This window comes from Streptomyces sp. Edi4 (genome assembly GCF_040253615.1).
GTDB lineage: Bacteria > Actinomycetota > Actinomycetes > Streptomycetales > Streptomycetaceae > Streptomyces.
Genome location: NZ_JBEJGY010000004.1, coordinates 4,225,976 through 4,251,038, shown reverse-complemented (window position 1 = coordinate 4,251,038; position 25,063 = coordinate 4,225,976). Strand labels below are relative to the sequence as shown.

Here is a 25,063-nt window from a genome sequence, read left to right as displayed (position 1 = left end):
AGGCCCTTCACCCATACGGTGTAGTCACACAACCTTGGTGAGAGCTCCCCCCGATCCGCCGTCGCTCGCACATCCTCAGCCTTTAGACTCCCTTCCAGTGACAGGCCGCAAGGTGCAGTGGTTCAGGGAGGAAGCGTCGTCGTGAGCAGCAGGCCATCCCGAGGCGCTGCTCGCCTCGCAGCCATACTTGACGCCCTCCCGGACGGGCTCCTGCTCGTCAACTGCAACGGCACGGTCGTCAACGCCAACACCGTCGCGCTGGGAATGCTGGAGGCGCCCGGTACGGGTCTGGTGGGGCGGGGAGTGCTCGATCTCCTGCCCTCCTTCGACTCCCGGCTCATCCCCGGCTCCATGCGCCGGCCCGAGAGCGAGGACGACCAGGGCCGCACCAAGCCGACCCGGATGATCGCGCGCCGCACCGACGGCACCGAGTTCCCGGTCGAGGTGACCAGCGCCAATCTGGAGGACGGGCGCGACGCGTACGCCTCCTACGGAAGCGGCGGCGGACCCGGCTCCTACTCCGGCGACGAACTCCTCATGCTCGTCCTGCGGGACCTCTCCGGCACCGTCGACACCGAGGCCGAACTCGCCCGTTCGCAGCGGCAGACCGAGATGATCCTGCGCGCGGCGGCCGAGGGCGTCGTCGGCACCGACACCGACGGCCGGGTCGTCCTGGTCAACCCGGCGGCGGCGCAGATCCTCGGCTACCGCGCCAGCGACCTCGGCGGCCAGGAACTCCACCCGCTGGTGCTGCATTCGCGCGAGGACGGCGAGCCGTTCCCGTACGAGGGCAGCCCCCTCGCCGACACCCTCAAGTCCGGGCGCAAGCACCGGGTGCGCGGGCAGGTCATCTGGACCAAGTCCGGCGCCAAGGTGCCGGTCGACCTCACGACCGCGCCGGTGCGCGACGGCGACCTGCTCGTCGGCGCGGTGATGACCTTCACCGACCGCCGCCCCTACGAGGAGCAGGCCGCCAAGCACGCCGAGGTCCTCGACCGCGAGACCAAGCGCTACGACGCGCTCGCCGCCAGGCACCAGCAGCTGCTTTCGGTGCTCTCGGGTTCGCTGCGCGGGCCGATCGACGAGCTGCGGCGCGAACTGGCCGCGCTCGCCGCCGACGACGCCGGCCAGCTGTGGCCGGAGGCCAACCAGGTCCTGCACCACCTGGCCGCCGGGTACTCGCGCATCACCACGCTCGTCGACAACGTCCTCGGCTACCAGCGGCTCGACGCGGGCGGCGAAGAGCTCAAGAAGACCAAGGTGCTGGTCGATTCGGTCGTCGGCGCGGGTGTCGACGGCGCCGTGGAGCTCATCGGGCCCGGGCGCGCCCAGTTCGCCGTGCACACCCCGCCCATCGAGGCCGAGGTCGACGGGCCACGTCTCTCCACCGCCCTGGCCCATCTCGTCGCGGACGTGGCGGGCGTGGACGCCACCGGCAAGGCACCGGCCGCCCCCGGCGGTTACCTGGACTCCACCGTCGTCGTCGCGGCCGCCGTACGCGGCGAGGTCGTCCGCATCGAGGTGCGCGGCCCCTACGCGGGCGGCGACCCGGTCCACGCGCCCATCGTGCGCGGCATCGTGAAGGCGCACGGCGGCGTTCTGCAGACCGTGGACGTGCCGGGCATGAGCGGTTCCGCGTACGTGCTCGAAGTGCCGCTCGGCGCGGGCGCGGGCACGGTCGAGGCACCCGTGGTCCCGCAGCCCAACGAGGCGCTGCTGCCCGCGCAGCAGGACGGCGGCGGGCGCAGGCGCGGGCGGCGGGCGTCCATGGACGCGTTCCTGGAGAGCCCGGTCGCCGAGGAGAAGTCCCCGACGGGACGCCGCCGTGCGCGTGCCGAGTCCGGCTCCGCGCCCGCTTCCGGCGGTGACGCCGACGCCGGTCCCGACGGCGACCGAGCGCGGATCCCGGCCCAGCAGAACACGGGGGACGCCGTCGACGAGGGCGCGGCCGGTGGACCGGTCTCCGGTGGCGCGGCCTCCGGGTCGGGACGGCGCCGTGGCCGGCCGAGCCCTGCCGAGCAGTCCGCCGTGCGGGCCCCGGGCCAGGGCGAGGCCGCCGAGGGGTCCGTGGTCACCGGCGCGGAGAGCGCCCGCGAGTCCTCCGGCATGGGCCGCGCCGCGCTCGGCGAGACCGTGCCGCCGCAGGGCGTGCCCACCGAGACGACCGGGCGCCGTGCCCGCCGCGCGCTGCCCGCGCCCGGCGGCGCCGACGCGCCGAGCGCTCCGTCCACCGCGTCCGGCCCGTCCGGCGCTTCCGCTTCGGGCCCGGGGGAGTACGCCGCCGAGCCCACGGGCCGCCGGGCCAGGCGCGCCCTGGGTACGGCGTCGGCCAACTCCACGGGTGGCGCCGCCACCTCGGGCGGACCGGGCGGCGGGTCCGCGAACGGTCCTTCGGGCGACGCCTCGCAGGGTGCCGCGGGCGGCGCAGGGCGCGGATCCGCGAACGCCGCCGCGAACGGCCAGGAGGGTGGTTCCGCGCGGACGGCGTTCGCGCTGCCGCCCGCCGACGCCGACCGCGCGCCGCACCCCGCGCCTCCGGCCGCCACTCCCTCCGACGCCCTGGAGCCGGGCCACCCTGCCTCCGTACGCCCTGGGGGCGGCCGGCACCCGGGCGCCGACGCGTCGGGAGCCACGGGCCCCGGTCTGGTCGGTGCCGGTCCGGTCGGCAGCGGTCCTGTTGGCGCCGGGCCCACGGGCGCCCGGGCTGTGGGCGCCGGATCCGCAGCGGGACCTGTGGGTCCCACCCCTGCGGGTGCCCCGACCGTGGGAACCCCGCCCGTCGGCGCCGCGCCCATGGCCGGACCTACGGGTGCCGGACCCATGGGCTCCCCGGACGCGGGCTCCGGCCCCGTGCCGCCCCTCGGTGCGTCGCCTGTGGGTGCCCCGCCCGTCGGCGCCACGTCGGCCGGTCCCGGCTCCCCGGGTGTCGTGGCTGGTGCAGTCGACCCCGCGCGGGCTTCGTCCGCGAGTGCTCACCCCGGGGGCCCGACCGGCCCGCACCCCATGGCCCCCGCCCCAACAGGTGCTCGCCCCATGGGGGTTGGCCCCGCCGGCGGCGACCCTGCCGCAGGGCCGGGCGGAAACGCACCGGGCCGCGCCGGCCACACCCGTGGCAATCCCGGCGGCACCAACCCCAACTCCGCCGCCCCCGCAGACCCCCTGGACGATCACACCCCGCCCCAGCCGCACCCGGCCGAGGCGCCCGCATGGGCGGCCCGCGCGGTGCAGATGCCCGGTGCCCCCGGGCCCGTACCCCCGCAGAGTCCGGGCCACGAGCCGCGCCAGGGCCAGGCCCAGGGCGGACCGGCCGCAACCAGGCCCCCGCGACCCGCTCCGGCCGCACCCACCGGGCCCCTGCGCCAGCCGCTGCCCGCCGAGACCCCGCCCGGGGGGATCCCGGTCGTCTCCGGCGACACCCAGGGCCGCGCCTTCAGCGTGCGGACGCTCGGCCAGGGCGCGCCCTTCGCCCAGATGCAGGCGCAGACGCAGACCCAGACGCAACCGCAGGCACCCGCCGCACGCCCTGCCTCCGCAGCCCAGACGGCTCCGCCCGCCCCGCAGCCCCAGACCGCGCAGACGGCCGGAGGCTCGCTCGGCTCCGGCCGACGGCGCAAGCTGGGCACGCCTCCCGAGGGTGTCGAGCGGCCCACCGAAGCGCCGGCCCGCCCGCACCCCGTGCTGCCCTCGCCCCCCTCGGAGGGCCAGGGCCGCGCGTATGCGATCGGGGCGCCCGACGAGGGTGCCGAGGGTCCCGAGCCGCTTGACGGTCCCGGCGGCGCGGTGGAGGTGGCCAACCGGCCCCAGCCGCAGCCGGTCGACGACGAGCTGCCCCCGGAGCCGCTGGACAACCCGCGCCGGCTCCTGGTGTGGCCCGCGCCCGACGTCTCCACCCAGCAGGCGCTGAGCGAGCGCGGCTACCGGCCCGTGGTCGTGCACTCGCGCGAGGAGGTCGACGCGCAGATCGCGGCCTTCCCCGCCGCGCTGTTCGTCGACCCGCTGACCGGTCCCATCACCCGTACCGCGCTCCAGTCGCTCCGTCAGGCGGCGGTCGCTGCCGAGGTGCCCGTGCTGGTCACGGCGGGTCTCGGACAGGCGACGCGAGAGGCGGCGTACGGCGCCGATCCGGCTGTCCTGCTCAAGGCCCTCGCGCCGCGGGACAGCGAGCAGCACCCGCCCCGGGTCCTTCTGATCGAGGAGCACGAAGAGATCGCGCTCGCGCTCACCGCGACCCTGGAGCGGCGCGGCATGCAGGTCGCCCGCGCCGCCACCGACTCCGAAGCGGTCACCCTGGCCGCACAGACCCGCCCGAACCTCGTGGTGATGGACCTCATGCAGGTACGCCGCCGTCGTGCCGGGATCGTCGACTGGTTGCGTGCCAACGGGCAGTTGAACCACACGCCGCTCGTCGTCTACACCTCGGCGGGCATCAACCAGGCGGACCTCCCGAACCTCTCGTCCGGCGAGACGGTGCTGTTCCTCGCGGAACGCTCCACCAGTGGCGAGGTCCAGGGCCGCATCGTGGATCTGCTGGCGAAGATCGGCACCAACTAGGCACGGCGGGTTGCCGTGCCCCTCGTTACCCGAGGTTGCTGCCGTCCGTTCGGGGTGTTTCACGTGAAACCAGGGCCGCGGAAACCAGGCCATGATGCCCAGGGCCGTGAAACGAGGGTTGTTTCACGTGAAACACCCCCGGACGGACGCGGCTGAATGGCCCTCGACAGGTGGCCGGGTGGTGTGCGTACGCTGACGCGGCGCGCGACACCGTACGACCCACGAGGAGCCCTGTGGCCACCCCGCGCCCTGCCCTGCGTCAGGAACCCGCCGCCGCGCCCGAACACGCCGTCCCCGCCGACAACGGCGAGGTCACCCTGTTGATCGCACGGCAGGTCGAGGATGGGTACGAGGAGTCGTTCGAGGGGTGGGCACGCGACATCCTGGCCGCCGCGACCCGCTTCCCCGGCCACCTCGGACACGGTCTGTTCCGGCCGTCGTCCCCCGGAGCGCCCTGGTTCCTGGTGCACCGCTTCCGGGACGCGGCCGCCCTGGAGCGCTGGCAGAGCTCCAAGGAGCGCGCCCTGTTCTTCGCCACCTGCACGGGCCATCACCACACCGAGATAGCCCGGCGTGAACTGACCGGAATGGAGACGTGGTTCGCCAAGCCCGGTGAGGCCCGTCCCGCTCCGCCCCGGTGGAAAATGGCGATCAGTTCGGGCCTGGCCATCTTCCCGATCTCGCTCCTGGGCAACGCGGTGCTCGGCCCCTATGTCGCCGGGCTTCCGCTGGTGCTGCGGACCGGAGTGTTCACGGTGCTGTTCAGTGTGCTCATGACGTATGTGGCCATGCCGAACATGAGCCGTCTGCTGCGCCGCTGGCTGCACGGCTGAGCGCGATCGAGCCCGCCCAGCCGCGACCCGGCGGGCCCGGACCGCTGCTCGCGCCGGCACCGCTGCTCAGGCCGGCACCGCTGCCCGGCCGAAACCGCTGCCCGGGCTGAGGCATGCTCCAGCCAGGCCCGCTTCCGCGCGCGCCTAGCGCAGCTCCGTCACGTCCAGCTCACCGTCGGCGTACTGCCTGCGGATGACCTTCTTGTCGAACTTCCCGACGCTCGTCTTCGGCACCGACTCCACCAGCGCCCACCGCTCGGGCAGCTGCCACTTGGCGATCCTGGTGGCGAGGAATTCCTTCAGGGCCGCGTAGTCGGCGGTGGCGCCAGGTTTCAGGACGACCGTGGCGAGCGGGCGTTCGCCCCACTTGTGGTCCGGGACCGCGACCACGGCCGCCTCGGCCACATCGGGGTGGGCCATCAGCGCGTTCTCCAGCTCCTGGCTGGAGATCCACTCGCCGCCGGACTTGATGACGTCCTTGGCGCGGTCGGTGAGGCGGAGGTAGCCGTCGGGGCTGATCACACCGACGTCCCCGGTCCGCAGCCAGCCGTCCGGGCTGAACTTGTCCTGCGGCCGGAAGTCCTCGCCGCCCGCGCCGCCGAAGTACGCCCCGGCGATCCAGGGCCCGCGCACTTCCAGCTCACCCGCCGACTCTCCGTCCCAGGGCAGGAACTCCCCGCCCGGCCCGACCAACCGCGCCTCCACTCCGGCGGGGAAGCGGCCCTGCGTGATGCGGTAGGGCCACTCCTCCTCGGCGCTCAGACCGGCCGGCGGGTTGGACATGGTCCCGAGCGGCGACGTCTCCGTCATGCCCCAGGCGTGACAGAGCCGCACGCCGAGCTTGTCGTACGCCTCCATCAGGGCAGGCGGGCAGGCCGCGCCGCCGATGGTGACGTTCCGCATGGAGGTGAGGTCGCGCGGGCGGGCAGTGACCTCGGCCAGCAGACCTTGCCAGATCGTGGGGACGGCCGCCGCGTACGAGGGCTTTTCGCGTTCGATCATGTCGGCGAGCGGGGCGGGCTGGAGGAAGCGGTCGGGCATCAGCATGCTCACCCCGGACATGAACGTGGCGTGCGGCAGGCCCCAGGCGTTCACATGGAACTGCGGCACCACGACCAGTGTCGTGTCCCGGTCCGTGAGCCCCATCGACTCCGACATGTTGACCTGCATGGAGTGCAGATAGATCGAACGGTGGGAGTAGACGACGCCCTTGGGATCGCCGGTGGTGCCGGAGGTGTAGCACATGGCGGCGGCGCTGCGCTCGTCCAACTGCGGCCAGTCGTACGTCGTGGGCCGTCCCGCCAACAGCTGCTCGTACTCGTGCACCCGGGGTCCCGTGCCGTCGATGTCATCCAGGAGCGAACGGTCGCCCGGCCCGGTGATGACGACATGTTCCAGGGTCGGCAGATGGGGGAGCAGCGGCGCGAGAAGCGGAAGCAGCGAGCCGTTGACGATCACCACGCGGTCGGCAGCGTGGTTGACGATCCAGATCAGCTGCTCGGCGGGGAGGCGCAGATTGAGGGTGTGCAGGACGGCGCCCATGGAGGGGATCGCGAAGTACGCCTCGACGTGCTCGGCGTTGTTCCACATCAGCGTCCCCACGGCGCTCGCCTCGCGGACGCCGAGTTCGTCGCGCAGCGCGTGGGCGAGCTGTGCGGCCCGGGCGCCGATCTCGGCGAAGCTGCGGCGTTGCGGCTCCGCCTCGCCGGTCCAGGTGGTGACCTGCGACGCGCCGTGAATCGTCGACCCGTGGGTCAGGATCCGCGAGATCAGCAGCGGTACGTCCTGCATGGTGCTCAGCACGGCGTCCTCCCGAGGAGCGCTATGGTCCGCGCTCTGTGGCGATAGGGGTGTGCCGAATTCTGCGCACATACCGCTCGGTATGTCACTACCCGGGAGTAGTTTCGGCCGAGGTTCCGCGAAGTTACCTGCGGATACCTGGCCGGCGACTGCGGGCCGTGCCCGGATCAGGACCGTATGGGTTCGAGCTCCGGGTCCTCACGGAGCTTGCCGAGCGCGCGCGACACCGCGCTCTTGACCGTGCCCACCGAGACCCCGAGGACTTCCGCCGTCTGCGCCTCGCTCAGGTCCTCGTAGTACCGCAGGACGACCATCGCCCGCTGGCGGTCGGGCAGCTTCATGACCGCCCGCCACATCGCGTCGTGCAGCACCTGCTGATCGGCCGGGTCCGGCGCGGGCACGCTCTCCGGCTCGGGCAGCTCCTCGCAGGCGAACTCGTCCACCTTGCGCTTGCGCCACTGGGACGTACGGGTGTTGAGCAGCGCGCGGCGCACATAGCCGTCGAGCGCCCGGTGGTCCTCGATCCGGTCCCAGGCGACGTACGTCTTGGTCAGGGCCGTCTGCAACAGGTCCTCCGCGTCGCTCGCGTTCGCGGTCAGCGAGCGCGCGGTGCGCAGCAGCACGGGGCCCCTGGCGCGGACGTACGACGAGAACGACGAGTACGCGTGGTAGGGCGTCGCCGCTCGGGAGGCGGTGGAGCAGACGGGCGTTGTCATGTCTCCACGCTATGAGCGCCGCGACCCCGCGGGATCGGCCCCAGGTCCCGAAGCCATGTCCGTCTCAGGTTGTAGGGGTGGGGGTGGCTGCACCTCCTGAAGGTGGAGGACGCATCCTCGGCCCTCAGGGTTCAGCCCTCCGCCGCACCCGCTCGCCGAACCGGTCCGCCTCACGCGATCCGGGCGACCGGCGCGTCGACCTGGTTGCGGTCCACGACGAGGCGGTACCCGCCGTACGTCTCCGTCGCGTCACCGGCGTACTGGTGGATGCGCTGGTGCTGCCAGGCGTCCTCGCGCAGCGACGCCTCCTCGTACACCGCCGGCTCGGTTTGCCAGCGGGCGAACCAGATCACCGCCGGGAGGTCGCCGAGCCCCGACTGCCGGGCCTTCTCCATCTGCCGCACGCCGGAATCCGCGCTGCTGTAGAACCCGGGCAGGTAGCCGCGCCCGCGCACCTCCCGGTTCCAGGCCCGCACGAAGTCGAGCGTGGTGCGGGCGCACGCCGCGTTGCCCGCGTTGTACGCCTCCATGTCGAGGAAGAGCGGGCTGCCCGGCAGGATGCCGAGGGCCTGGGCGTCCCGCACGGCCTGGCCTCCCTCCGACTTGCCCTGCTGCGCCGGCCGGTTGCCGATCCGCACTCCCTTCTTGTTCTCGGCGTACACGCACGGCGCCTGCGAGCCCACGAACACGGGCAGCACCTGCCAGCCCATGTCGTGCGTCTGGCTCACCCAGTCCCGGTTCAGGTTCTTCTGGGCCAGGCAGTGGCGGCCCCGGCCCGAGTAGTAGATGCCGACCGCGTGGTACGGCGAACTCCGCCAGGCCCGCATCGTGGCCAGGGACGGGGTGTTGCAGGTGTCGAAGGCCCTGCCCGTGAAGTGCGCCACCTCCTCCGCGCGCTCGTTGTCCTGCCCCCGCCCCCAGTCGTCCTGACCCCAACTGCCCTGGCCCCAGACGCCTTGGTCCCAGCCGTCCCGTCCCCCATCGTCCCGTCCCTCAGCGTCCCGGTCCCAGGGGTCCCGGTCCCGGTGGTCACGGCCCCGGTGATCGCGGCCCTGGTGGTCATGGTCTTCATGGCTGCGGTCACGCTCACGGTCACGTTCACGCTCACGGTCATCGTTTCCCCGACCGGCGAGGGACCGCGCGGGGGACGGCACCTGGGGGGACGCCGACGCTGCCGCCGTCGGCGTCAGCAGAGCGGCGAGCGTGAGGAGGGCGGCGGCGGAACGGGCGAGAGTCGGCTTGATCTTGAGGCGGCGCATGGCCCGAGTGAACGGTCCCCCACACCGAGCGGCCACCGCTGAAGCCGACCGCGTCGGCCGTCCGGGCAAAGGATCAGCCGTCCGGCGGGAGAGCAGGGCCCGCAACACGGGGGAGCACCCCCTGAACACGGCGAGCGCCGCCCTGCACAACGCCTCGTCAGCCGCCCCTGCCGGGCGGTGCGTCAGCTGTCGCTGCCCAGGACAAGGCCCGAGGTCGGGACGCCCGTTCCGGCCGTGACCAGGACATGCGCCGCGCCGGGTATCTGGTTGACCGACGTTCCCCGCAGCTGCCGTACCGCCTCCGCCACGCCGTTCATGCCGTGCAGATACGCCTCCCCCAGCTGACCTCCGTGCGTGTTGAGCGGCAGCGCGTCCGCCGCGACGAAGTCGGCCGCCTCACCCGGCCGGCAGAATCCGAACTCCTCCAGCTGCATCAGCACGAACGGCGTGAAGTGGTCGTAGAGGATCGCCACGTCGACCTCGGCGGGGGTGAGCCCGGAGGTCCGCCACAGCTGGCGCGCCACCACCCCCATCTCCGGCAGCCCGGTCATGTCGTCCCGGTAGAAACTGGTCATCGCCTCCTGCCGGCGCCCGGCCCCCTGCGCCGCCGCCGTGATCACCGCGGGCCGTTGCCGCAGGTCTCTGGCCCGCTCCACGGTGGTGACGACGAGGGCCTGGCCGCCATCGGTCTCCTGGCAGCAGTCCAGGAGCCGCAGCGGTTCGACGATCCATCGCGACGCCGCGTGGTCGGCAAGGGTGATCGGCTTGCCGTGGAAGTACGCCGCCGGGTTGCCGGCCGCGTGGCGGCGGTCGGTGACGGCGACATGGCCGAACGCCTCGGGCGTCAGACCGTAGGTGTGCAGATAGCGCCGCGCGGCCATGGCGACCCAGGACGCGGGCGTCAGCAGCCCGAACGGGAGCGACCAGCCGAGCGCCGCCCCCTCCGCCGACGGCTCGCGCTGCTGCACCCCGGACCCGAAGCGCCGCCCCGAGCGCTCGTTGAACGCCCGGTAGCAGACCACGACTTCGGCCACGCCGGCCGTCACCGCGAGCGCCGCCTGCTGCACGGTGGCGCAGGCCGCGCCGCCCCCGTAGTGGATCCGCGAGAAGAAGGACAGCTCGCCCATGCCGGTCGCCTGCGCGACCGATATCTCCGGGCTGGTGTCCATGGTGAAGGTGACCAGACCGTCGACGTCCGAGGCCGAGAGCCCCGCGTCGTCGAGCGCCGCGTGGACCGCCTCGACCGCCAGCTTCAGCTCGCTGCGCCCCGAGTCCTTGGAGAACTCGGTCGCCCCTATCCCGACGACGGCCGCCCGCCCCCCGAGCGCGTCCGCCCTGCGTACGCTCATGACTCCACCCCCAAGTCCGTTGCCGCACCGTTCAGTTCGCTGCCACCAGCGGCGGGCTCCGGCCCCGGCACGTACACCCGCACGGTGCCCGTGACGTGATGGCCGAGGCCGTTGGCGCCCGTCACCCTCACCTCGGCGATTTCCCCGTCCACCCGCGTGACCGTGCCCGTCAGCGTCATCGTGTCCCCCGGATAGTTGGGCGCACCGAGTCGTATCTTCACGGCCCGGAGCCGGGACGACGGTCCGAAGCAGTCCGTGATGTAGCGGCCGACGAGGCCGTTGGTGGTCAGGATGTTCATGAAGATGTCCGGGGCCCCCTTCTCCCGCGCGAGCACCGCGTCGTGGTGCACGTCCTGGTAGTCGCGCGAGGCGACCGCGCCGGCCACGATCAGCGTCCGGGTGATCGCGATCTCCAGCGGCGGCAGCGCGTCCCCCTTCCGCACCCGCCCACCCCGCATGCCGTGCCCCCTCCACATGCCACTCCGGCTCCCGCCGCCCCTCCCTGTTGCCTGCCCGTTCATGCCCCCACCCCCTGTACGGTCCCGGTTCCAGGCGGGGCGCCTGCGGCGTCCCGCTCGGACACGATCAACTCACCCAGCTCCGCCAGCAGTTCGGGCCCGCTCCCCAGGTAGGCGTCCAGTTGCCGTCCCCACAGGAAGTGCCGGTGCACCGGATGTGCCAGGTCCGCGCCGAGGCCGCCGTGCAGATGCTGGCCCGCGTGCACGACCCGGGTGCCGGCCTCGGACGCCCACCACGCCGCCGTCAGAGCGTGCGTCCCGTACCGCAGGCCCTCGTCCCTGCGCCAGGCCGCCTCGTAGGACGTGACCCGTATCGCCTCGGTGTCCATGTACGCGTCGGCGGCGCGCAACAGCACGGCCTGGTTGGTGGAGAGGGGCCGCCCGAACTGCTCCCGCGTGGTGGTGTGCCGGACCGCCAGGGCCAGCGATCCCGCGCACACCCCGGCCTGGAGCCCGGCGAACGCGGTGCGGGCAGTGGCCAGCACGTCCTCGTACGCCTCTGCCCCGCCCACCCGTTCCGCCGGAGTGGCGTCGAGCGTCAGCCGCCCCGCCGACCAGGGCGCCGTCGTCTCCACCGGGTCGGCCACCGCGTCGGCGACGCGCACCAGCCACAGCCGCCGGTGCGCGTCCGGGACCAGGACATGGCTGGCGTCCCGCAGCCAGGTCACGAGCGGCACAGTGCCGGTCAGCTCCCCGTCCCCCAGGGCCCGTACGCGTCCCGGCCGGGACGAGAACGCCCCCGCCACCACAGCCGTGCCGTCGCGCAAGACCGGGAGCAGGCGCTCGCGCTGCTCGGTGGTGCCGTGCGCGGTGAGCGCGAGGATCCCGTAGACGCAGCTCGCCGCGAACGGGACCTGGGCCGTGGTTCTGCCCTGCTCCTCGAGGGCGAGCACCAGGCCCAGGAGGCCGACCTCCTCGACGGCCGCGAGCAGTCCCGCCCCGCACAGCGCCTTCCACAGCTCGGCATCCGTGCCCGCGCCGGCTGCCGTAAGCCGCTCATGCGTGGAGAGGTCCCCGAAGATCTGCGCCGCCAGGTCACGCAGGGCTGACTGTTCAACGGTCGGTGTGAAGTCCATCAGGCCACCTCCGCCCGGAACAGCGGAAGCTCCAACTCATCATCCACACGCGTGAATTCGAGCCGTACGGGCATGCCGATCCGCACCTCGTCCGGCGCCACTCCGATCACGTTGCTGACCATGCGCACGCCCTCGGCGAGTTCGATCAGGCCGACCGCGTAGGGCGGGTCGAAGGCGGGGAAGGGGGGGTGGTGCATCACGACGTACGAGAACACCGTGCCCGCGCCGCTCGCCTCGACCGTGTCCCAGTGCGCCGATCCACAGGCGTGGCACCCCGGCAACCAGGGGAAACGCAGCTCCGCACAGTCGTCGCAGCGCTGGATGAGCAGTCGGCGCTCGGCGACTCCGGCCCAGAACCCGGCGTTGTCCCGATTGATCACAGGCCGGGGCCGCGCCGGCCGGGGCGTCACGGGCCCGGGCATCGCGGACCCGGGCATCGCGGACCCGGCCGGCCGCTGCTGGCCCCCTTCTGCCGCAGCTCTGTCTGAACTTCCGTCCGAACCCCTGCCTGAACCCCCGCCTGAGCCGTCGCCTGAACTCCTGTTTGCCGGGGCGTACTTGAGGATGCGGAACCGGTGCGTGCCGGCGAGCTCGCCGTTGGCCAGGACGTCCATCCGGGAGGTGACGAAGTGCCCGGTCCCCAGCTTGGTGGTCTTGCGTTCCGACACCGACTCGATCACCGCGTCGTAGCTGATCCGGTCGCCCGGCCGCAGGTCACGGACGTACTCCTGCTCGCAGTCCGTCGCGACCACCGCGGCGTATCCGGCGCCGTCGAGCAGGTCGAACAGCTCGTCGTAGGCCGTGGCTCGGCCCGTTCCGTCGCCGTGCCCCGAGAGGCCACCCATCGTCCATGCTTGAAGCATGGTCGGCGGCGCTATGGCGTCCGGCCCCGTGTAGGCGGGATGGGTGTCGCCCATCGCCTCGCACCAGTGCCGGATCATCGGCGCGTTGACCAGGTCCTTGCCGACGCCGGCGCGGGCCGCGGGCTGCCCCTCGAACTTCTTCAGACGCGCCAGGAAGTCACTCCCGCTGTGCTCACCCTCCCCCGTCCCCACTCCGCGCCCACCGCCGGTCTCGCCGTGCCCCCTGCTCATCGCTTCCCCCGTTTCATCCCGAGCCGCATCGTCGCGACGATCTCCCGCTGCACCTCGCTCACCCCGCCCCCGAACGTGTTGATCTGTGCCGCCCTGTTCATCCGCTCCAGCTCCCCGTCCCCGAAGGCGCCGGGCGAACCGCCCCGGATCAGACCCGCTTCCCCCACGATTTCCTGACACATTCGATACGTTTTGACCGCGGCCTCCGTTCCCGTGAACTTCACCCCGCTGGCGTCTCCGGGCGCGAGATTTCCGGCCCCCACATCCCCCACCAAACGCCAGCTGAGCAGGCGATTCACCGCCAGCTTGGCGTGCGCGGCAGCCACGGTCGCCTTCACCCATTCGTGGTCAACCCGGCGTTCTGAAGTCACTGGATCGGGTGTGCGGGCGGCGGTGAGCGCGGCCTCGTAGAAATCCTCGGCCTGCATGCCGATCGCGGCGAGCGCGACCCGTTCGTGATTGAGCTGGTTGGTGATCAGTCCCCAGCCCGCGTTCTCCTCACCGACCAGGTTCTCCAGCGGCACCCGGATGCCGTCGTAGTACGTGGCGGTGGTGGTGAGGCCGCCGACCGTCTCGATCGGGGTCCACGAGAACCCGGGCGCGTCGGTGGCCACAAGGAGGATGGAAATGCCCCGGTGCTTGGGCACGTCCGGGGCCGTGCGACAGGCGAGCCAGATCCAGTCGGCGTTCTGGGCGTTGGACGTGAAGACCTTCTGCCCGTCGATCACCCAGGAGTCCCCGTCCCGTGCGGCCCTGGTGCGCAGGGCGGCGAGATCGGTGCCGGCCTCCGGTTCGCTGTAGCCGATCGCGAAGACGAGGTCACCGCTGAGGATCCGGGGCAGGAAGTAAGCCTTCTGCTCGGCGGTCCCGTACTTCATCAGCGTCGGTCCGACGGTGTTCAGGGTGACCATGGAGACGGGTGCGCCCGCGCGGTGGGCCTCGTCGAAGAACACGAACTGTTCGTCGGAGCCGCGCCCTTGGCCCCCGTACTCGACGGGCCAGCCGAGGCCCAGCAGCCCGTCGCGCCCGATCCGGCGCAGCAACGCCCGCTGCCCGCCCGGGTCCGTGGCGGGAGGCGGCCCGCCCGGCATCAACGCGGCGAAGTAGGCGCGAAGTTCGGCCCGCAGTAGCTGCTGGCGCTCGGTCGGAGCGAGGTGCACGACGATGGCCTTCCGCGCGGACGGGTGGGGCGTGCGGTGCGGGTGTATCCGGTGGGGCGTGCGGTGCGGGTGTACGGAATGAGGCGTGCGGGGTGGGGCTGCGGGGTGGACGCGGTGTGATCCGCGTACCGGGTCGAGGGCGGCCTGGTTCCTCGGTGTCCAGGCGTCCCGGGCGCCCCGGGTGCCCCGGGTGCTCCGAGTGCCCCCGACGGCCCCAATGCCCTCGGTGTCACGGAGCCTTGTCCCCTTCGACCGCGGGACTTCGGCACCACCGGAACCACGTTGCTGACTGTCCGTCAGGTTTGCTCGCGCTGTCAATGCCCATGCCACGAACCGGCAGCCAGCAGGCAGCAAACAGCCGAAGCCGACAGGGGCGGGGCAGCTCCTAACGCGAACGGCCCGGGCGACCGTGCCGAAGCACCGCCGCCCGGGCCGTCGATCACCCCCCGGACTGACTCGGCCCCTCAGGCGGGGCCGTGGCTCACCGCAGGCGGGCGAAGTTCACGGCGACGATCCCGTTGCCCTGGTTGATCGACGTGAACGCGGAACCGTTCACCTGGGCGGTGTTGTTCTGATTGGAGGCGCCGGAGCCGACCGCCTGCTGCTGTGTGGTGGACGAATTGCCCCGGTTGTCGTGCCCGACCCCGCTGCCGCTGACGGTCGCCACCGCCGCGTTCGATCCGTTACCCGCGATGGCTCCGTTGTCGGCGGTGGCCACACCCGAGCAGAGGGCGGCAGCCAGGGGCAGCGCGGCAACGGCGGCGAGGACGCGGGCGGTACGGATGCTTGCCATGTCAATTCCTCCAGGAACTGGAAGTACGGGTAGTTCGGCTCGTTCCGGGCCGGCCCTGCGTGGCGCAAGTACGGCCCGTTCCAAGGCAGTTGGCCGACCGCCCCGGACGCTCTGTGACGACGTCGCGACATCAGAGTTGCCCACCGAATCCCCGGCGAACCAGTCATTGGGGCACCTTTCGCCCGCAAGCGTGAGGACAAGTCGATAAACCCGTATGCGCCCCCAACTCGCTCCCCCTTCCGGCATCGATTGCGACCCCCGCCGCAGGAACCCGGGCACGCCAAGGGAAGAACCGTTTCCGCTCGGATTCGGCCAACCTGTGTCGTCACCCGCCGCTCGCCGGAAGTACATCGGGACGCCACCGTGTCGTCGTTCGGGACGGGTGGGGTCGGGGGCGTGCAAGGGGCGGGGGTGCGGGGAGTGCCCCGGGGGGCGCCAGGGGGAGCGGCCGGGGGGCCGGGGCGCGGGGGCGCGGAGGGCGCAAGGGGGAGCGGCTGAGGGGCGTCAGGGGAGGTGATCGGGGGGCCGGGCGCATGGGCACCCGGTCCCCGGGGCGGCCCCGGGGGCCGCGCCGGCCGCCCCGGACCGCCCCCCGCCGCGGAAAGGGGATTCCCTTTCTCGAACATGCGTACGAACATGGAGCCATGGCCACCATCGACCGACAGGCCGCCACCCTGGCCCTCGCCCACGCCCTGTCCGCCGCCGAGCGCGGCCTGCCCGTCATCCCGCTGTCCCGCACCAAGCTGCCCGCGCTGCCCTCGCCGCACCGGGCCGACCCCAAGCCGGCGCTGTGCCGGGGAGAGTGCGGGCTGCCAGGGCACGGGGTGCACGACGCCACCACCGACCCCGCCGGGGTGCGCGCGCTGTTCGCGGCCGCGCCATGGGCCACTGGTTACGGCATCGCCTGCGGCAGGCCGCCGCACCACCTCATCGGGATCGACCTGGACACGAAGCCGCCGGGCACCGATTCCACGGCGGCGCTCCAACACCTGGCCCTGCGGCACCTGTTCACCATCCCGGAGACGGTGGTCGTGATCACCCCGAGCGGGGGCCGCCACGTGTGGCTGACCGGGCCGCCGGACGCGGTCGTGCCGAACTCGGCGAGCCGTCTGGCACCCGGCATCGACATCCGGGGCGCCGGTGGCTACCTCGTGGGACCGGGTTCACTGAGCGCCCAGGGCATCTACCGCCTCGCGCCCGGCACCGCCCACCTGGGCCCCGCCCCCTGTCCCCGCACGCTGCTCGACCTGCTCACTCCCCCGACGCGACCCCACCACCCCCAGCGGCCGGGCGGGCATCACGGACAGGGGCTGGTCCAGTTCGTCCTGGCCGCGCATGAGGGCCAGCGCAATACCAGGCTGTTCTGGGCGGCCTGCCGCGCGTACGAGAACGGCATGGGCGAAGAACTCAACGCCGCCCTCACCGAAGCGGCCATCCGCACCGGCCTCACCCCCCGTGAGGCCCACGCGACCATCGCCTCGGCGGCCCGGATGAGCGCGACGAAGTGACGCACGGGGGCCTGCGGCCGGGGCAACTCTTAGAAGCCATCTCATTTGGCGAGTCGGCGGTAGCAGATGAGGGTGCAGGCGAGGCTGGTGAAGGCTAGGAAGTGGTCGGCCTTGCGTTCGTAGCGTCGGTGGAGGCGGCGGCAGCCGGCGAGCCAGGCCATGGTCCGCTCCACGGTCCAGCGATGGCGGCCCAGCCTCTGTGAGGACTCGACTCCCTTGCGGGCGATGCGGTGGGTGATGCCGCGTTCGCGTAACCATTGCCGCAGGTGGGCGTAGTCATATCCCTTGTCGGCGTGGAGTTTGCCGGGCTTGCGCCGTCGCGGGCCGCGGCGCGAGCGGATCGGCGGGATGCCCTTCACGAGCGGGATCAGGGCTTGGCTGTCATGCAGGTTGGCCCCGGAGATGCCGACGGATATGGGCAGACCGGACCGTTCGGTGATCAGGTGGATCTTCGAGCCGTACTTGCCCCGGTCGACAGGATTCGGACCTGTCAGGTCCCCCTTTTCAGGGCCCGCATGTTCACCGAGTCGATCGCGCACCTCGACCAGTCCAACTCGCCGCGGGCGCCGAGTTCGTCGAGGACCAGGCGGTGGAGCTTGGCCCACACTCTGGCCTTCGACCACTCCGAGAACCGCCGGTGGGCGGTCGCTCCGGACGGGCCGAACGACGCCGAAGTCAGCTGCTGCCAGGTACAACCCGACGTAGCCACGAAGACGATCGCGGCCAGCACTTCCCGGTCGCCGTGCCGACGCCGACCACCGCCCTGCGGCCGCGACGGCGCCTCCGGCACCACCCGCTGGAACAACTCCCACAACTCGTCCGGCACCAGCCGCTCAACGATCCCCACCATGACTCACAGAATACCGAGTCACCCAAATGAGATGGCTTCTTAATCGCATGAGGCTTTGCGGCCTGGGCAGCGACCCACGCCGGGCAGCGCCGCCGCCCCCCAAACCCCGAAAAGGGGCGCCCCGGCAACCGGAACGCCCCTTCTCCGCAGGCCACATGGCCGGCACACGCGGTGGGTGTGGGATTTGAACCCACGGTGACATCGCTGCCACGACGGTTTTCAAGACCGGCCGCCCGTCACTATCCATCTGACCTCTGACCTGGCACTCAAGCCCTTCCGGCCGACCCTGCCCGGCCATTCTGGCCGGAGGTTGGCCAAATACCCCCAAGGACCATGGCCGTGGTCACCGGCCGAACTTCCAGTTGGTGTCGAGGCTTGAAGCGTGCACAGCTGCAATGATCATCGTGATCGCGAGGACGCCGCCTACCCAGTTCCTGGGGTTCCCGAGTACCGACCCTAGGAAGGCTGAGCCGTAGATGACCACTGCGTACATGATCGGGACGATCATCGTGACGACACGTTTCTTGGCTGCGAAGAAGAACAGCGGTGGTGCCAGGAGGCCAGCCGACACCACAACCAAGACGATCCAGATCACCTTATGCAGCGTGTTCGCGTACATGCGGGCCCGGATGGGTGCGTTCATATGCGAGCTGCTCATACACTCCCCCTCATCTAGACAGAGTGTGGCTGACTGCTATTCACCGTGCGGGGTGTTTGAGCACATGGCGGCCTACGAGAAGCTGAGAGCTTCGGCCACAGCGGCCATGGTCGTCACGATCACATCGGCGCCTGCATCGCCTAGTGCGCGTTCCTTGCCGGGCTTGTTGGCGAAGCCGATGGAGCGCCCGCCGGTCGCTTTGGTGGCCTCCACGTCCGTCACCGAGTCTCCGACGAGGGTGCAATCGTGCGGGTGCGTTTCCAGCTCGCTGGATGCCCTCAGTAGCGAGTGAGGGTCGGGCTTCATCGCGTCCGGCCAGTACGGGGCTCGACCAACGACCACGTCCACCAGATGACGGAGTTGGTGGAGCATCAGGAACGCCCGGACGCAGGCGGTCGAGTTGTTGCTGACGATGGCGACCTTCCGGCCCGATGCACGCGCCGCTTCGAGCGCAGCCACGGCGCCCGGGATAGGCGGGCCAGCCAACCGGACAGCCGTCACCTCAGCTTTGGTCAACTCTTCTTCGATCGCCCGCAATGCGGGCTCTCCACCCTGTGGGGCAAGGCGGAGCACTTCCATGGGGTCGTCGGTGCCGTGAGCCTTGCTCCCCAAGACCGCGTCAAACTCCGACAGAGTGTCCGCGAGATGGCGCGCGACGTCGGGTGCCGGACGGCCCGCGAATACGTCGCAGATAGGCCCGTCGAAGTCGAACAGCACCGCTCGGGTGGCGCCGAGCACTTCCGCGAGAGTGCTACTTCCCATCCGGGTCAAAGTCCCTTCCGATGGTCTCCCAAACGCTGTCGAACCACATGCGCGCCTGGCTCACCTGCTGGGCACCACTGGACGACTCGCCCTCGTTCAGCGAGTAGTGGAACAGGGTGGCGTCAGCTCCCACCAGGTCGTAGATCTCTATGGCCTCGCCCTGGGTGACGACCTTGTTCGGCCTAATCGGGTAGTACCCGAAAAAGGCGTCTTCCTGGTTGATCACGTAGAGCTTGAAGAACTGCGTTCCACTGTGGACACGCACGCTTACCTTCGCCTCGCTGACCAGCCCCAGCACGCTGAGTTCGTGCATCGTGTTCGAGATGCTTCGCGTGAAGCTGACCATCATGGCGTGCATACGGGCCCGGAGGCGCGGATCGTCGGCCCCGTCCTCACGCCTGACAGGCGCCGCCTGGGGGACTGACATGTCTGGCACCAGGATGCGGATGTTGATGCTCGCGGGGGTCAGGCGCCCGATACGGATCTTGTCGATCGGTTCCTGAAGGGCGCCGTGCAGCGTCTCGCTGGAGAATCCGGCGAAGTCGATCGAAACGTTCGGGCTGGCGAAGGCCTGTTCCACGTACGGGCGCAGGCCCGCCGGGCGCTCGGTGCGGTTCCGCACGTACACGCCGCTGCCCTTGCGGGAGACGATCAGCCCCTCATCCTCCAGCTCGCGGAGAGCGCGTTGGATCGTGGCGCGGGCGAAGCCGTATGCCTCAGTCAGCTCTTTCTGCGACGGGATCTTGTCACCGGGACCCAGCTTCCGAGTCCGGATGGCGGCGCTCAAACTGCTCGCCACCTGCTCGTATGGCGGCCGGTCGTCGTCCGGGTCCAGGGGCTCAGGCGTGAACGTCATGCCCTCGATGCTACGGCCTCTTTCCTTGATTAGGACAGCCAACTTAGTCAGGTGTTGACGTGGCTAGCCAGGATGGCTACGTTACTCCTATCCGAACCGGGCTAGCCAGGTTGGTCAGGTCGATTCGGGGAGCTCTGCCCAGGAACCGCTCCCATCAGTGCTTGGTGAGTCCCGCGAGAGCGGGAGCCCCTCAGCAAGGGGTTACCGCGCTCATCAGGTAGCTGCCGGTCTTTGTGAACTGAACAGTGAACAGAGGTGAGGTGAGATCCCTTGCCCCCGCGACGGCCGGGTGACGTCCGTTGGCAACGGCACTGCGCGTCGGCGTAGTGCGCACCGTCCTGCGGCTCTGGATAACGCCTGTTTGAGCGCCACCCGCAGCGAGTTGCCCTGCTCAGCGCCAGGCAGAGAGATGGCGCCTCATCCTGCGCCGCACTCGCGTGCGGCGGCCGGTTGCCTGCTCTGCCCGTCCGGCCCGTGTGGTCGTACGGGCGGGGTTGAGGGGAGCCGGAACATCCCTTCGTTTCCTTGGAGTCCTCATGGCTGCTGTTGAGATCGTTTCGTTCGGCTACCTGCACGACGCCGCACCGTCGGCGCACCTGACGATCGACCTGCGTCACCACTTCCGCGATCCGCACGTGTCGCCTGAGCTGCGCTACATGACGGCCGACGACGAGCCGGTACGCGCCGCCGTGCTGGGCACGTCCGGCATCACGGACCTGGTGGAGGCCACGGCTACGGCGGTTGCCGCCTTCGCTTCGGGCCCGAGCGCCGGAGCCGTGACTGTCGCCGACGGATGCGCGGGCGGCAGGCACCGAGCCCCGACCTTCGCCCGCGCACTCGCTGAGCGGCTGCGCGCAGAGGGCCACCGAGTCACCGTCACCCACCGGGACATGCACCGCCCCGTCGTCCAGCGCTGACCCCACCCGCACGTCCCTTCCAAGCCCCGACCCCGCTGTACGGGGGCCGCGACGGCGCCGGATCGAATCCGGCCCGGGGCGCTGGCCGCACCTGCGGCCCGCCGCACCGCTCGCGTGTGGCTTCCACTTCAACGGCACGCGGCCCCGGAGGTGCAACTCCGGGGCCGCTTTCGAGCCGTACCACCTGCTAGGGAGACCACGACTCATGAAGAACATCGCTGCACTTCAGAAGGTTGTTACCGACCTCCTGCCTGACGGGGAGCCGTCGGCGGCCGAGCTGGACGCGATCGACGTGGAGATGCCGCTGATCCTGGCGGAAGTCGAGTTGCTGGACGCTCAGATCATCACGCTCGACCGCACTCCGAACGAGCTGGACGCCCGCCGCATCCGCCGGGCACGCCGCAAGGTCCTCAAGGCCCGCCGGGCGCTCACCAACCTGACCGCTGCGCCGGGCACGACGGGGGTCGGGGCATGAACCGCACCCCCAAGACCCTGTTGGTGCTCGCGCTGGTGGCCGTGGTCGGGATGGCGTTCCGGGTGTCGTGGAACGCGCTCAGGGACGTGGCCCGAGCGATCGGCGCGGACCACACGGCCGCGACGCTCTACCCGTTCGTGGTCGACGGTCTGATGGCTTTGGCGCTGGTCGCCACGCTCGTGCTGACCGCCGATGCCCGCCGGTTCGCGCTGCGGGTGCTGGGCACCTACACGGCCGCGTCGCTGGTCCTCAACTACGTCCACGGGCTCGTTCCGGCGCTGCACGGTGCGTCGGTCGACTGGGGACGGTTGGCCGACTGGAACCCGGCGAACTGGGCGCTCGTACTGCTCGCGACGTCACTTCCGGTCGGGTCGATCTACTTCGGGTCTGATCTCGTCGCCAAGGTCCTCCACCACCAGCCGACTCCGACCGCGAATACGGAGGAAACGGTTGAGAGCGTGAGTAATCGGTCGATGGCTGAGCAGGGGGAATCCGCCCCGCCCATGGTCACCGTGTACCGGGCGCCGATCCCGCTTCCGGTACAGGTCGGCTTCCTCAAGCCGACTCTCCCGCTCAAGCCGCTGTCTGCGATCGAGCCGGTTGCGGTTGAGCCCGTGTCCACGGTGGCGGCCGACTCAACCCGGCCGCGCCGGGCGACCGGTCGGGTTCCCGACGTCGCGCGATCGGCTCGGCCGAAGCGCACCCCGGCCGAACTCCTGCAAGAGGCGCGGGCCGCGTCGGCCGACTGGCCCGACACCCAACTGACGGCCGACCGCATCCGTAAGACGGTCCACACGTCGGCGGAGAAGGCGCGTGGTCTGCGGGATGCGCTGATCGCTGAGCGGGCCGCGTGATGGCCACGCTTCCGGTTTACCGGTGGCGTCTGGCCCCGGATGGCTTTGCCACGCGTCGTCAGCTCCGTGCTCGCGGTCTGCGGCCGGGTGGTCAGGACGTGGCGGCGCAACTGGAGCGGCCCCGGCGACGCCGTGGCCCGCTGGTCGCCTACCTCTACCGCGTCGACCTTGCCAAGCCCGTGCGTCCGATGACGCCGGGGCGGTGGGAGGCACTCGCCAAGGCGAACGCCGCCCGCCGCTGGTGTCCCTCATGCAGGCGGGATGCCGGATACGTCATCCCCGCCTCGCTCGGCACCTGCGTCCCCTGCTCTTTCCCCTCTGCCTCTCTCTGAGGAGTCTGTGATGGGTAAGCCCGACACCCGGCGTCTTGACCGGGAGATTCAGCACAACGAACGCAAGTTGGAGGCGGTCCAGAACCGGGAGCTGTGGCCGCTGAACGGCCGTGAGCGCCGTGCCGTGCTGGGCGGGGTCGTGTCCGGCGCGCGTGGTCTGCACCGTGGCACCGGCACCGATCACGGTGACCGGCGCATGGACACGGCGTGGCAGAGCGCCGAGACCCGCCTGATCGCGGAAATCACCGCGTTGCAGGTGGAGCGGCAGCGGGTCGTCACGGAAGCCGCGCGGGCCAAGGCCGCCAAGAAGTCGTCGGGGTGGTGGTGACCGTGGCCGTCCGTGAGACGCCGCCCGGTGAGTGCCCGCAGTGCTGGCAGCACGCCTACGACCGGCGCGCACACCGCCACCTGAAGCCCCGGCAGGACTGCCCGCAGTGCGTCGACCACATGGTCAACGGCTGCCCCAACGTCGTGCCCAAGAAGTCCCGGTGGTGGTGACCTGCACCCGCCCCGGCCCGCACCACTCCACACAGACCTTCCACCCCCGCTCCCGGGACAGTCAGGAGTCAACTCCCATGAGTTCCAACGTCGTTCGCCTCACCAAAGACGCCACGCCCGCCCCTCAGGGGCCCGCTGACGCGCCGAGTGTTGCTGTAGCAGCGCCGGGCGCCGAAAAGTCGTCTGTGCCCCTGTGGGTCCGCTCCGGGCGGGCCGTGCGCGCCATCGTCACCCACGAACACACCCGCACCGCCGCCCGGTTGACGGTCCGGCACGGCATGTACGCGGTGGGCGGCGCCCGCATCGTCGCCAAGCGCACGTGGGAGGGTCGCACCGCCACCCGCTACGAACGCATGCTCCGGGCCGCCGAAGCCGCAGGAAACTATGAGGTCGCCGCCGAGTGGGAGGAGCGCGGACAGCGCTTCCGCGACGCCCGCCACCGCCGCCGCATGGACCTGCTCCACTCACCGCTCGACGCCGCCAAGGGCGTGGCTGTAAGTGCCGGCATGGGCGTCGGCTCCCTGGTCGCGCTCGGTGTCGTGATGGCGGTGGCGACGAAAGACGTCACGCAGGTCGTCACGCCGTTGATGGCGACGGTGGAGTTCATCAACCTGCTGATCACCATCGTCACGGTGGTGTGGGGCCCGGCTGTCACGATCGGCCCGTTCCTCGCGCTGCTCGCTCTGTGGGCGGTCGGCCAGCACCAGCAGGCTGCCCCGAACTGGGCGCTCCCGGCTGCGGTGCGGAACGGGGAGGGCGAGCCGATCACTCCGTCCATCGTCGTCAAGGCCCTGCGCGACCTGGGCGTGCCCGCACTCGGGCGGGCCATCAAGGAGATGGGCGACGCTGGTGCGGCGATGCTCGGCCCGATCCGCATCGCCGGATGCGGCGTCGAAGTCGACGTCACCCTCCCCTCCGGGGTCTCGACCAACGAGGTGCAGAACAAGCGGCGCAAGCTCGCTGAGAACCTGTCCCGGCATGAGCACGAAGTGTTCATCACCATCCCGCAAGCCGCCCGCACCGTTCGCCTGTGGGTCGCCGACTCGGGGGCACTGGATGAGCCAATCGGGCCGTCCCCGCTGGTCACGGACGAGACGATGACCGCCGACTACGCCAAGGGCCGCGCCCCCTGGGGCGAGGATCTCCGGGGAGACGCTGCCTCGCTCAGCCTCTACCAGCGCCACCTGTTGATCACGGGTCTCTCGAACCAGGGCAAGACGGCCGCGCTGCGCTCGCTGGCGCTGTGGGCGTCGCTGGATCGGCGGGTGGAGTTCCGGATCGCTGACCTCAAGGGCGCCGGTGACTGGGCCATGTTCGATGGCCTGGCCACGGTGCTGATCCAGGGGCCAACCGATGAGCACGTGATCGAAGCGACCGAGATGGTTGAGGGCCTGGTCGATGAAATGAACCGCCGCATTGCGGCGCGTCAGGCGGACCCCACGGTGGTGTTCGACCCGCTGATCGGCGTCGTGGACGAAGCGCAGGTGGCGTTCATGTGCCCGGCCGTCGACGACCAGAAGCGGCCCTACGGCGGGTCCAAGGCCACGTCCCGGTACTTCATGGGCGTGCGCAAGGTCCATAACCAGGGCCGGGTGGTCGACGTGCTGATGCACGAGGGCACGCAGGACCCCACGGACCAGAACCTGCCCAAGCTCGTGCGGGAGGGCGCGCACACCCGTGCATCGCTCGCGCTGGGCACCGAGGCCCAAGCCGTCATGGCCCTGGGTGAGAAGGCCGTCAACGGCGGCGCCGCCCCGCACTTGCTGCGCCAGGGACTGGACAAGGGAACCCTGGTCGTCGCCTCCGACGGCATCGACATCCCCAAGGGACAGTCGTCCATCACGGTGCGCACGCACTTCATCGGCGACGACGACGCGAAGGCCATCACCGACCGGGCGAAGGCGCTGCGCGATGGGGTCACCACCCTGCACGTGGTCGAGCGAGGCGAGAAGCGTGACCCGCTCACCGACATCGCTTCTGTGGTCGGCACGGCCGAGCGGGTGCGGACCAAGGATGTCCTCGCCCGGCTCGCTGCGCTGAACGCCGATGCCTACGGCGAGTGGTCCTTCCTCGACCTCAAGCGCGTCTTGGGCGCCGCCGGGGCCGAGCCCCGCAAGTCCGACGGGGTCATGGTCGTTGACCGTGACCGCGTGGCCCGCGCTCTCGCCAACCGCGACGGCGACGGTTCCGCTTCCGCCGCATAA

The 25,063-nt window shown here is 71.2% G+C and carries 23 protein-coding genes and 1 tRNA gene; 10 read left to right on the top strand and 14 right to left on the bottom strand.

What is annotated here, in order from left to right; all coding sequences use genetic code 11:
* Nucleotides 1-141 precede the first annotated feature (141 nt).
* Together ABR738_RS21285 and ABR738_RS21280 are read left to right on the top strand one after the other, a co-directional pair.
* Nucleotides 142-4,551, top strand: coding sequence for a PAS domain-containing protein (locus ABR738_RS21285; protein WP_350231581.1), 4,410 nt, complete (start codon nt 142-144; stop codon nt 4,549-4,551).
* Between the two features lie 233 nt (nt 4,552-4,784).
* Nucleotides 4,785-5,384 (top strand): antibiotic biosynthesis monooxygenase, encoded by a 600-nt coding sequence (locus ABR738_RS21280; protein ID WP_350231580.1) that lies wholly within the window; start codon nt 4,785-4,787, stop codon nt 5,382-5,384.
* A 144-nt stretch (nt 5,385-5,528) separates the two neighbouring features.
* Here ABR738_RS21280 and ABR738_RS21275 read toward each other — a convergent pair whose 3' ends face one another.
* The 9 genes from ABR738_RS21275 to ABR738_RS21235 form a co-directional block, all read right to left on the bottom strand.
* Nucleotides 5,529-7,187: a long-chain fatty acid--CoA ligase gene (locus ABR738_RS21275; RefSeq protein ID WP_350231579.1), complete on the bottom strand. Its 1,659-nt coding sequence runs from the start codon at nt 7,185-7,187 to the stop codon at nt 5,529-5,531.
* A gap of 164 nt (nt 7,188-7,351) precedes the next feature.
* Nucleotides 7,352-7,900, bottom strand: coding sequence for a SigE family RNA polymerase sigma factor (locus ABR738_RS21270; protein WP_350231578.1), 549 nt, complete (start codon nt 7,898-7,900; stop codon nt 7,352-7,354).
* A 170-nt stretch (nt 7,901-8,070) separates the two neighbouring features.
* Complete coding sequence (locus ABR738_RS21265; protein WP_350231577.1) at nt 8,071-9,159, bottom strand: DUF1906 domain-containing protein; 1,089 nt, start codon at nt 9,157-9,159, stop codon at nt 8,071-8,073.
* Between the two features lie 182 nt (nt 9,160-9,341).
* Nucleotides 9,342-10,508, bottom strand: coding sequence for a lipid-transfer protein (locus ABR738_RS21260; protein ID WP_350231576.1), 1,167 nt, complete (start codon nt 10,506-10,508; stop codon nt 9,342-9,344).
* On the bottom strand, nt 10,505-10,951 hold the full coding sequence (locus ABR738_RS21255; protein ID WP_350231575.1) for a MaoC family dehydratase: 447 nt from the start codon (nt 10,949-10,951) through the stop codon (nt 10,505-10,507). Before ABR738_RS21255 ends, ABR738_RS21260 begins: the two co-directional genes overlap by 4 nt.
* Before the next feature lie 74 nt (nt 10,952-11,025).
* Entirely contained in the window at nt 11,026-12,102 is a 1,077-nt protein-coding gene (locus ABR738_RS21250) for an acyl-CoA dehydrogenase family protein (protein WP_350231574.1), read from the bottom strand.
* Entirely contained in the window at nt 12,102-13,196 is a 1,095-nt protein-coding gene (locus tag ABR738_RS21245; RefSeq protein ID WP_350231573.1) for a bifunctional MaoC family dehydratase N-terminal/OB-fold nucleic acid binding domain-containing protein, read from the bottom strand. Before ABR738_RS21245 ends, ABR738_RS21250 begins: the two co-directional genes overlap by 1 nt.
* Entirely contained in the window at nt 13,193-14,356 is a 1,164-nt protein-coding gene (locus ABR738_RS21240) for an acyl-CoA dehydrogenase family protein (RefSeq protein ID WP_350231572.1), read from the bottom strand. The genes ABR738_RS21245 and ABR738_RS21240 overlap by 4 nt, the downstream gene beginning before the upstream one ends.
* A gap of 481 nt (nt 14,357-14,837) precedes the next feature.
* Nucleotides 14,838-15,149 (bottom strand): hypothetical protein, encoded by a 312-nt coding sequence (locus ABR738_RS21235; protein ID WP_350231571.1) that lies wholly within the window; start codon nt 15,147-15,149, stop codon nt 14,838-14,840.
* A 644-nt stretch (nt 15,150-15,793) separates the two neighbouring features.
* On the opposite strand from ABR738_RS21235, the gene ABR738_RS21230 reads away from it, so the two are divergent.
* Nucleotides 15,794-16,657: a bifunctional DNA primase/polymerase gene (locus tag ABR738_RS21230; protein WP_350231570.1), complete on the top strand. Its 864-nt coding sequence runs from the start codon at nt 15,794-15,796 to the stop codon at nt 16,655-16,657.
* Between the two features lie 41 nt (nt 16,658-16,698).
* On the opposite strand, the gene ABR738_RS21225 is transcribed toward ABR738_RS21230, so the two are convergent.
* The 5 genes from ABR738_RS21225 to ABR738_RS21205 form a co-directional block, all read right to left on the bottom strand.
* A protein-coding gene (locus ABR738_RS21225) for an IS5 family transposase (RefSeq protein ID WP_502964114.1) occupies nt 16,699-17,507 on the bottom strand; the annotation gives its coding sequence in 2 pieces (ribosomal slippage) (nt 16,699-17,159 and nt 17,159-17,507; 810 coding nt in all).
* A gap of 172 nt (nt 17,508-17,679) precedes the next feature.
* Nucleotides 17,680-17,761, bottom strand: a tRNA-Ser gene (locus ABR738_RS21220).
* Nucleotides 17,762-17,850: 89 nt separating this feature from the next.
* A complete protein-coding gene (locus ABR738_RS21215; protein ID WP_350231569.1) occupies nt 17,851-18,102 on the bottom strand; it encodes a hypothetical protein in 252 nt (83 codons plus the stop codon).
* A gap of 135 nt (nt 18,103-18,237) precedes the next feature.
* Nucleotides 18,238-18,927 (bottom strand): HAD family hydrolase, encoded by a 690-nt coding sequence (locus tag ABR738_RS21210; RefSeq protein WP_350231568.1) that lies wholly within the window; start codon nt 18,925-18,927, stop codon nt 18,238-18,240.
* Entirely contained in the window at nt 18,917-19,783 is an 867-nt protein-coding gene (locus ABR738_RS21205) for a GntR family transcriptional regulator (protein WP_350231567.1), read from the bottom strand. Before ABR738_RS21205 ends, ABR738_RS21210 begins: the two co-directional genes overlap by 11 nt.
* Before the next feature lie 536 nt (nt 19,784-20,319).
* Here ABR738_RS21205 and ABR738_RS21200 point away from each other — a divergent pair.
* From ABR738_RS21200 to ABR738_RS21170, 7 genes are all read left to right on the top strand, one after another.
* Complete coding sequence (locus ABR738_RS21200) at nt 20,320-20,700, top strand: RapZ C-terminal domain-containing protein (protein ID WP_350231566.1); 381 nt, start codon at nt 20,320-20,322, stop codon at nt 20,698-20,700.
* Between the two features lie 205 nt (nt 20,701-20,905).
* Nucleotides 20,906-21,175 carry a DUF6284 family protein gene (locus ABR738_RS21195; protein ID WP_350231565.1) on the top strand — a complete coding sequence of 90 codons (270 nt, stop codon included), beginning with the start codon at nt 20,906-20,908 and terminating at the stop codon, nt 21,173-21,175.
* A complete protein-coding gene (locus tag ABR738_RS21190) occupies nt 21,172-22,029 on the top strand; it encodes a DUF2637 domain-containing protein (RefSeq protein WP_350231564.1) in 858 nt (285 codons plus the stop codon). The genes ABR738_RS21195 and ABR738_RS21190 overlap by 4 nt, the downstream gene beginning before the upstream one ends.
* Complete coding sequence (locus tag ABR738_RS21185; RefSeq protein WP_350234671.1) at nt 22,029-22,361, top strand: RRQRL motif-containing zinc-binding protein; 333 nt, start codon at nt 22,029-22,031, stop codon at nt 22,359-22,361. The genes ABR738_RS21190 and ABR738_RS21185 overlap by 1 nt, the downstream gene beginning before the upstream one ends.
* Before the next feature lie 10 nt (nt 22,362-22,371).
* Entirely contained in the window at nt 22,372-22,689 is a 318-nt protein-coding gene (locus ABR738_RS21180; RefSeq protein WP_350231563.1) for a hypothetical protein, read from the top strand.
* A complete protein-coding gene (locus tag ABR738_RS21175) occupies nt 22,686-22,859 on the top strand; it encodes a pRL2-8 (RefSeq protein WP_350234670.1) in 174 nt (57 codons plus the stop codon). Before ABR738_RS21180 ends, ABR738_RS21175 begins: the two co-directional genes overlap by 4 nt.
* 77 nt (nt 22,860-22,936) lie before the next feature.
* Nucleotides 22,937-25,063, top strand: coding sequence for an ATP-binding protein (locus tag ABR738_RS21170; RefSeq protein ID WP_350231562.1), 2,127 nt, complete (start codon nt 22,937-22,939; stop codon nt 25,061-25,063).

Excerpts from the sequence above, each read along its gene's own strand:
- ABR738_RS21200 (WP_350231566.1), top strand. The coding sequence starts at position 20,320 with ATGGCTGCTGTTGAGATCGTTTCGTTCGGCTACCTGCACGACGCCGCA.
- ABR738_RS21195 (WP_350231565.1), top strand. The coding sequence starts at position 20,906 with ATGAAGAACATCGCTGCACTTCAGAAGGTTGTTACCGACCTCCTGCCT.
- ABR738_RS21250 (WP_350231574.1), bottom strand. The coding sequence starts at position 12,102 with ATGGACTTCACACCGACCGTTGAACAGTCAGCCCTGCGTGACCTGGCG.
- ABR738_RS21190 (WP_350231564.1), top strand. The coding sequence starts at position 21,172 with ATGAACCGCACCCCCAAGACCCTGTTGGTGCTCGCGCTGGTGGCCGTG.
- ABR738_RS21170 (WP_350231562.1), top strand. The coding sequence starts at position 22,937 with ATGAGTTCCAACGTCGTTCGCCTCACCAAAGACGCCACGCCCGCCCCT.
- ABR738_RS21180 (WP_350231563.1), top strand. The coding sequence starts at position 22,372 with ATGGGTAAGCCCGACACCCGGCGTCTTGACCGGGAGATTCAGCACAAC.
- ABR738_RS21270 (WP_350231578.1), bottom strand. The coding sequence starts at position 7,900 with ATGACAACGCCCGTCTGCTCCACCGCCTCCCGAGCGGCGACGCCCTAC.
- ABR738_RS21245 (WP_350231573.1), bottom strand. The coding sequence starts at position 13,196 with ATGAGCAGGGGGCACGGCGAGACCGGCGGTGGGCGCGGAGTGGGGACG.
- ABR738_RS21210 (WP_350231568.1), bottom strand. The coding sequence starts at position 18,927 with ATGGGAAGTAGCACTCTCGCGGAAGTGCTCGGCGCCACCCGAGCGGTG.
- ABR738_RS21205 (WP_350231567.1), bottom strand. The coding sequence starts at position 19,783 with ATGACGTTCACGCCTGAGCCCCTGGACCCGGACGACGACCGGCCGCCA.
- ABR738_RS21260 (WP_350231576.1), bottom strand. The coding sequence starts at position 10,508 with ATGAGCGTACGCAGGGCGGACGCGCTCGGGGGGCGGGCGGCCGTCGTC.
- ABR738_RS21230 (WP_350231570.1), top strand. The coding sequence starts at position 15,794 with ATGGCCACCATCGACCGACAGGCCGCCACCCTGGCCCTCGCCCACGCC.
- ABR738_RS21235 (WP_350231571.1), bottom strand. The coding sequence starts at position 15,149 with ATGGCAAGCATCCGTACCGCCCGCGTCCTCGCCGCCGTTGCCGCGCTG.
- ABR738_RS21185 (WP_350234671.1), top strand. The coding sequence starts at position 22,029 with ATGGCCACGCTTCCGGTTTACCGGTGGCGTCTGGCCCCGGATGGCTTT.
- ABR738_RS21265 (WP_350231577.1), bottom strand. The coding sequence starts at position 9,159 with ATGCGCCGCCTCAAGATCAAGCCGACTCTCGCCCGTTCCGCCGCCGCC.